The following is a 7107-nucleotide window of genomic DNA, read 5'->3' on the forward strand; positions in this document are numbered from 1 at the left end:
TAGCCGAGTTCTTTAAGGTGTCCCCAGCTTTATTCTTGTTCTGATCGTTGTTGAAAATCAGTAAAGGGGTTGAAGACCATTACCTCTGATTTCTCAAAGTCCATAACATTGCGAGTGACTACTTACAGGTCATGCAGAACGGCAGTTGCTGCAATGAAAAGATCCGACTGGTTGAAGGTATACCCCTGTTTGCGTCCCTGCTCGACCATCTTGCGCCAGATTAAAATCATTTCTTCGTCAACCTCTAGAATGCGATCGCTGAACCAGAGACGCAATGTAGTATTCAAACATTGATTCAATTCCTCGTGAAAATCTGCATCTGGAGTCCGTTCAATGCCAAACCGAATTTCTGCATTCAACATCCCGCATCGGAGATTGAACGCCAGATGACGAGGCAAAGTCCAACTGGCTGAGGGGAGACTGAGAAAGCAGTGCATGGATGGGGTTGCAAAGCGGGTATTGAGTGAACAGAAAGATCCTGGCGTTGGAGACAGGGGCGATCGCTCTGCAACCAGAATGCAATCTAACTTCGGGGATCTTTGCGTTTTTGTCGCCGAAAGCAAATTTAGATGTATGTTCTGGAACCAAGGACATCCGCTTGATCTAGAGTTTGAGTAGAAATAACACATCTGCCTGGAAACTGTCTTTGCGCTACGAGGACAGGTTCAGGTTTGTGGCAAGCGGAGGGCAGGAACATGCTTGCATCGTTGCGATGCCCAGGTAACGGACAAGCTTCAGCGTCAGACAAAGACTATGACTATTGTTTTCTGCCTGATACGGTAGGGCGACTCAATGGTGGCAATGTTATTCCTAGCAGTCTGATTATTGATCAAGATAAACATCTGCTGGAGGCTCTATGAGCAACAAGTCCGGCACCTCCAGTCAAGTGATTTCGCTCCCCAAGGGCGGCGGAGCCCTAAAAGGCATCGGCGAAACCTTCTCGCCTGATCTGTTCACGGGCACTGGCAACTTCACCGTGCCGATCGCCCTGCCGCCTAGCTGCAACGGCTTTCAACCGGAACTAAATCTGGTTTACAGCACCGGCAATGGCAATGGCGACTTCGGATTAGGCTGGGGCTTGAGCGTTCCCGGCGTCAGTCGCAAGACCTCGAAAGGGATTCCCCGCTATGACGACGATCAAGATGTGTTCATGCTGTCGGGGGCTGAGGATTTGGTGCCTATAAAGGAAGAGTATTCCGAGACGGATACCGATCGCCACCGATCTATTACCTATCGCCCTCGCACCGAAGGTTTATTTGCTCGCATGCAACACCATCACATTGTCTACCTGCCAAATGGCCCGGTACAGGACTACTGGGAAGTGCGCAGTAAGGATGGGTTGGTCAGCTATTACGGCACAGCGGCACTTCCCGCCAATGCCGATACCACCTGGGTTGATCCGGCGGTTGTCGCCAACCCGGGCGATCGCAGCCATATTTTCTCCTGGTCGTTGACCCAGACCCGCGACCCGTTTGGGAATTTGATTGTCTACGACTATGAGCGAGACACTGGCACACATGGTCCCCATCATTGGGATCAGCTCTATCTGAAGCAGATTCGCTATGCCGACTATGGTGATAGGAACAAACCTGAATTTCTGGTTTCCGTCACCTTTAAGTACGAAGACGAACTGGAGACTGACCGCCCAGAACGCCCTGATCCTTTCTCGGAATATCGATCGGGATTTGAGATTCGCACCCGCAGGCGCTGTCAGCACATTGAAATTCGTACTCATACGGCCCAGGAACAGCTAACCCGCACCTATCAGTTTATCTACCTGGACAGCGCCCTGATCTGGCAAATCTGGAAAGCTTGCTGCCACTGAATGGGGTGTCGCTACTGAGTCAGGTTCAGGTCTTTGGCCATGATGGCAACACCACCGAAGACCTGCCGCCGCTGGAATTTGATTACAGCCGGTTTGAACCACAAGGCCGAGATTTCTTCCCTGTCGAAGGGTGCGACTTACCGGCTCGCTCGCTGGCTAACCCTGAACTGGAACTGGCCGATCTGTTTGGCAATGGCCTGCCGGACATTCTGGAAATGAACGGTACGGTGCGCTACTGGCGCAATCTGGGCAATGGGCGCTTTGATCTGCCTAGAGAAATGAAGGAAGCCCCGGCCGGGCTGCAACTGGTGGATCCAGAGGTGCAGCTGATTGATGCCAATGGGGATGGTCGAATTGACTTGCTGGTGATACAGCCGGGATTGTCAGGCTACTTTCCCCTGAAGTTTGGCGGCCTGTGGAATCGGAAGTCGTTCCAACCCTATGCGGTGGCTCCCAGTTTCAATCTGGAAGACCCGGAAGTGCGACTGGTCGATCTGACCGGGGATGGGGTGACGGATCCGATCAGGCAGTCGGTTGGAGTGTTTCTTCAACGATCCGTTGGAAGGCTGGAAGGAAACCCGCTGGGTGGAGCGGCAAGACATTGAGGACTTCCCCAACATCAATTTCTCAGACCCGCGAGTGAAGTGGGGAGACATGAGCGGGGATGGCTTGCAGGATATTGTGCTGGTCTATGACGGCAATATTGAGTACTGGCCCAACCGGGGCTATGGCCACTGGGGCAAGCGGATTTCCATGCGCAACAGTCCCCGCTTCCGCTATGGCTATGACCCGCGCCGGATTCTGATCGGTGATGTGGATGGGGACGGGTTAGCCGACCTGGTGTATGTGGATGACAACCAGGTAATTCTGTGGATTAACCAGAGCGGCAATGGTTGGAGCGACCCGATCGTCATTAAGGGCACCCCGTCAGCGACGGATATGGATGCGGTGCGGCTGGTGGATCTGCTAGGTACGGGCATCAGCGGGGTGCTGTGGAGTGCCGATGCCAACGGGCTGTCCCGCCATCACCTCTATTTTCTGGACTTTACGGGGGGTGTGAAGCCCTATCTGCTGCACTAGATGGACAACCACATGGGGGCGGTGACGAAGGTGGAGTACCAGCCCTCAACCAAGTTCTATCTGGGAGATGAGCAACAGCGGCAGCCCTGGAAAACGCTATTGCCGTTTCCGGTGCTGGTGGTAGCCAGGGTGGAGGTGATTGACTAGATCTCGAAGGGCAAGCTGACGACGGAGTATCGCTACTACCACGGCTACTGGGATGGAGCCGAGCGAGAGTTCCGGGGCTTTGGTCGGGTGGAGCAGTTGGATACGGAAATCTTTAAGGCTTACGACCAGGCGGGATTGCATGGTTCAGAGAATGGCTTTGTCAAGGTCGATAGAACCCATTTTTCACCGCCGACGCTGACCAAAACCTGGTTCCACCAGGGGCCGGTGGGAGAGGAATTTGGCGAATGGGAGGAAACCGACTACCGCAATGAGTATTGGGCTGGGGATGGCTCACAATTAGAACGCCCGACTGAGATGCAAGTCTTCCTCAAGACCCTGCCTCGGCGAGCCAAGTGGGATGCGTTGCGAACCCTGCGGGGACGGATCTTGCGCACGGAACTGTATGCCCTGGATGGCAAGCCAGAACAGGCTCGACCCTATACGGTGACGGAATCGCTGTCTGGGGTGCGGGAGGAGGTTCCCCCCAGCCCAGAGGAGACAGGACGACTACGCATTTTCTTCCCCTATACCCTGGCGCAGCGGACAAGCCAGTGGGAGCGGGGCGATGAGCCGATGACCCAGTTCAGCTTTACGGAGGACTACGATGCCTATGGTCAGCCGCGCTGCCAGCTTCAGATTGCCTGTCCTAGAGGCTGGCAGGGGACGAGCAAGGAGTATCTGGCAACGGTAGCGGAAACCAGCTTTGCCCAGCGGGATGATCGAGCCGTCTACATCGTGGATCGGGTGGCGACGGTATCCAGCTATGAGCTGAAGCCAGCCACGGCCATGACGATCGCCGATCTGCGCCAGGCTGCCTCAGACGATCGCCAGCGGCAGTTGATTGGCCAGGGGTTGAGCTTCTACGACGGGGAGGCGTTTACCGGACTACCTACGGGGCAGCTCGGTCAGTATGGGGCGCTGGTGCGTAGCGAGACGCTAATTCTGGATCAATCGATCCTTCAGGAAGCCTACGGAACGGATATTCCACCCTACTTTGTCCCAAATGGCATACTGGATGAGTATCCGCTTGCCTTCCGCGAGCTACTGCCAGTGCAGACAACTTCCGACCCCACCCGACCGGGGCTGACAATCACGCCGATCGGCTATGGGTTTGCCGTAGGGGATTCGCCCTATAAGCAGGGTTACTTTGTGGCCACAGAGCGGCGGCGTTACGACTTCCAATCGGGGGACGGCTTAGCCCGAGGGTTGATCCTGGTGATGCGCGACCCGCTGGGGCTGGAGGCAAATCGGGATACAACGATTGCCTACGATGCCTATGATCTCTTACCCACCGCAGTTACAGACCCCGCTGGACTGAGGACCACCGCCGCCTATGACTATCGGGTGTTGCAGCCAAGGCAGGTTACCGACCCCAACGGCAATCAAAGTGAATTCAAATTTTCACCGCTGGGACTGCTGACGGAGACCTGGGTGAAAGGGAACCCCCAAAAAGTTGAAGGCGATCGCCAACGTTCCAGCACCCGGCTGGACTATGACTTCTTCGCTTTTGACCACAGTCCACCCGACCAGCGTCAGCCGATTTTCGTCCGCTCCATTCGCCACACGCACCACGATACGGAAACGGATGTGCCGCTGCCAAAGCGGGATGAAACCATTGAGTCGCGGGAATACTCCGATGGCTTTGGGCGGCTGGTGCAAACCCGCACCCAGGGAGAAGCGGTGCGGTTTGGCGATGCGGTGTTTGGCGGTGGCGAAACCGTCTTGCCTGCCAATCAAAACGAGGGAGCGGGTGGGGATATGGTGAGTGTCGCCAATGTGGATCCAGTAAACCCCAATGTGGTAGTGAGTGGCTGGCAGGTCTACGACAACAAGGGACGGGTGGTGCAGAAATACGAGCCGTTCTTCCCGGTGGGATGGGGCTATGCCCTGCCGGTAGAACAGGAGATGGGGCAGAAAGTAACGATGTTCTATGACCCCCGGGGGCAGGTGATTCGCACCGTGAATCCTGATCGCTCGGAGTAACGGGTGATTTATGGCATTCCCGAAGACCTCAGCCAGCCGCAACGGTTCCGGCCTACCCCATGGGAAGCCTACACCTACGATGCCAATGACAATAGCAGACGCACCCATGCCAGCCTGTCAGCCGCCTATCAGCAGCACTGGAATACACCGTCGAGTGCGGTGGTGGATGCCCTGGGGCGCACGGTGGAAACGGTGGAACGCAACGGCCCCAATCCGGACACGGACTGGTATCACACCCGCTCCACCTATGACATTCGCGGCAATCTGCTGACAGTGACCGATGCCCTGGGGCGGGGGCCTTCCGCTATGTCTATGACCTGACGCCTAAAAAAGGTCAAGACCAGCAAGGTTCCCAGGTGCTGCGGATTGACAGCATTGATGCCGGGGTGCGGCGGGTGGTGTTTGATGCGGTGGGTAATGAGGTGGAACGGCGGGACAGCAAGGGGGCGCTGATTCTGCAAGCCTACGATCGCCTGAATCGCCCCAGTCGGATGTGGGCCAGGGATAAGGCTGGTGAAACGGTGACGCTGCGAGAGCGGCTGGAATATGGCGATCGCGGCAATCTAGCCCAACCGGCAGACGAGCGGGAACGCCATCGACAACAGAATGGGTTGGGGCGGCTGCATAGGCACGATGACGAAGCCAGACAGCTCACCTTAGAAGCCTACGACTTTAAGGGCAATGGGTTGGAGAAGGTACGGCAGGTGATTGGTGATGCAGCGATTGTGCAAGCCCTTGAACGGGTCACACCAGACGGACAACCCCAGGTTTTTCGGGTGGACTGGCAGCTTGCGCCAGAGAGCTTGTTGGATCCCACGGACTATCGCACCTCTGCCACCTACGATGCCCTGAACCGGGTGAAGCGGATGCGGTACCCGCAGGATGTGAACCAGGTACGCCAGGTGCTGGTGCCGGAATATAACCGGGCGGGGGCACTGGACAAAGTCTCCTTAAACAACCAGGTGTATGTGGAGCGGATTGCCTACAACGCCAAGGGTCAGCGGGTGTTGATTACCTACAGCAATGGGGTGATGACCCGCTATGCCTATGACCCGGAAACGTTTCGGCTGGTGCGGTTGCGGACCGATCGCTATGAGCCGCGGGGGGGGCGCTGACCTACCATCCGACAGGCACGCGTACCCATTTCTTTGATGCCAATGGCAATGTCACCCAGGAGCGCCGATCGCGCCAGGTTGAGTGGAATCATAGCGACCAGATGCGGGCGTTTCGGGAGCAGGCGGGGACAACCCCTTCGGTGGTGGCCCAGTATCTCTACGATGCCGAGGGGCAGCGGGTGAAGAAACTGGTGCGGAAGGGCGAGCACCAGGTGGAAGTGACGGTATATATCGATGGGGTGTTTGAGGTTCACCGCTTAGTGACAGCGGGGTAAACGAAGCAGAACACCACGCTGCATGTGATGGATGATCAGCAGCGGATTGCCCTGGTGCGGGTGGGGGAACCGTTGGATCAACGGGATACGACGCCAGCGGTGCAGTATCACCTAGGGGATCATTTGGGCAGTAGCACTGTGGTGATCGATGGCCATGGGGGATGGATTAATCGAGAGGAATATACGCCCTATGGGGAAACCAGTTTTGGCAGTTTTAAGTGGAAGCGGTATCGGTTTACGGGGAAAGAACAGGATGAGGAAAGTGGGCTTTATTATCTTATTATCATGGAGCACGGTATTATGCACCGTGGTTATTGAGATGGATAAGTTGCGATCCTATTCAAGAGAAAAAAGGAGCCACAGAATATTCTTATATACGAAATAATCCCATTCTCCTAATTGATAAAACTGGGGCACGGGATGAAAAAGTTGGTGAGCAGGAAGAGCTGAACATAATCGTTGTTGGTAGTGAGGCACCTCCAGGTAATGAGCATAGAACTAGCGGAGAACAAGCCACCTTTACTAGCCGTGTTAGCGTACTAATCAAAAACCTAACTAAGATAGAAAAATTTCCTATGCTAGCTGCTTTTGGCGGGAAGGTTATTGTAATTGTCCCTCCTACCCAAGAGGGTGCGTGTCACCTTCTAGAGAGAAGATTCATAACTGATTATTGAGATAAGCA

Annotated in this window: 10 protein-coding genes and 1 pseudogene; 10 read left to right on the forward strand and 1 reads right to left on the reverse strand. The window is 55.4% G+C overall.

Going from position 1 to position 7107, the window contains the following annotated elements; genetic code table 11:
• Window positions 1-122: 122 nt before the first annotated feature.
• Window positions 123-563 (reverse strand): hypothetical protein, encoded by a 441-nt coding sequence (locus tag ACUVQO_RS03830; RefSeq protein ID WP_445924570.1) that lies wholly within the window; start codon window positions 561-563, stop codon window positions 123-125.
• A 293-nt stretch (window positions 564-856) separates the two neighbouring features.
• On the opposite strand from ACUVQO_RS03830, the gene ACUVQO_RS03835 reads away from it, so the two are divergent.
• The 10 genes and pseudogenes from ACUVQO_RS03835 to ACUVQO_RS03880 all read left to right on the forward strand — a co-directional run bounded on the left by ACUVQO_RS03835 (window position 857) and on the right by ACUVQO_RS03880 (window position 7099).
• Window positions 857-1825, forward strand: a complete 969-nt coding sequence (locus ACUVQO_RS03835; RefSeq protein WP_445924571.1) for a SpvB/TcaC N-terminal domain-containing protein — start codon at window positions 857-859, stop codon at window positions 1823-1825.
• The gene (locus tag ACUVQO_RS03840) at window positions 1813-2430 is read left to right on the forward strand and encodes an FG-GAP repeat domain-containing protein (RefSeq protein WP_445924572.1); all 618 of its coding nucleotides are present in this window, start codon (window positions 1813-1815) and stop codon (window positions 2428-2430) included. The genes ACUVQO_RS03835 and ACUVQO_RS03840 overlap by 13 nt, the downstream gene beginning before the upstream one ends.
• A complete protein-coding gene (locus tag ACUVQO_RS03845) occupies window positions 2384-2905 on the forward strand; it encodes an FG-GAP repeat domain-containing protein (protein ID WP_445924573.1) in 522 nt (173 codons plus the stop codon). Before ACUVQO_RS03840 ends, ACUVQO_RS03845 begins: the two co-directional genes overlap by 47 nt.
• A gap of 12 nt (window positions 2906-2917) precedes the next feature.
• A pseudogene (locus ACUVQO_RS03850) lies at window positions 2918-3148 on the forward strand (toxin TcdB middle/N-terminal domain-containing protein); the annotation flags it as partial.
• 219 nt (window positions 3149-3367) lie between these two features.
• Window positions 3368-5035, forward strand: a complete 1668-nt coding sequence (locus tag ACUVQO_RS03855; RefSeq protein WP_445924580.1) for a toxin TcdB middle/C-terminal domain-containing protein — start codon at window positions 3368-3370, stop codon at window positions 5033-5035.
• A gap of 3 nt (window positions 5036-5038) precedes the next feature.
• Window positions 5039-5356 (forward strand): hypothetical protein, encoded by a 318-nt coding sequence (locus ACUVQO_RS03860; RefSeq protein WP_445924574.1) that lies wholly within the window; start codon window positions 5039-5041, stop codon window positions 5354-5356.
• 35 nt (window positions 5357-5391) lie between these two features.
• Window positions 5392-6150 (forward strand): hypothetical protein, encoded by a 759-nt coding sequence (locus ACUVQO_RS03865; RefSeq protein ID WP_445924575.1) that lies wholly within the window; start codon window positions 5392-5394, stop codon window positions 6148-6150.
• 101 nt (window positions 6151-6251) lie between these two features.
• Entirely contained in the window at window positions 6252-6425 is a 174-nt protein-coding gene (locus ACUVQO_RS03870; protein WP_445924576.1) for a hypothetical protein, read from the forward strand.
• A 27-nt stretch (window positions 6426-6452) separates the two neighbouring features.
• Entirely contained in the window at window positions 6453-6743 is a 291-nt protein-coding gene (locus tag ACUVQO_RS03875; protein WP_445924577.1) for a hypothetical protein, read from the forward strand.
• On the forward strand, window positions 6740-7099 hold the full coding sequence (locus ACUVQO_RS03880; RefSeq protein ID WP_445924578.1) for a hypothetical protein: 360 nt from the start codon (window positions 6740-6742) through the stop codon (window positions 7097-7099). The genes ACUVQO_RS03875 and ACUVQO_RS03880 overlap by 4 nt, the downstream gene beginning before the upstream one ends.
• The last annotated feature ends 8 nt before the right edge of the window (window positions 7100-7107 follow it).

Source organism: Leptodesmis sp. (genome assembly GCF_052746595.1).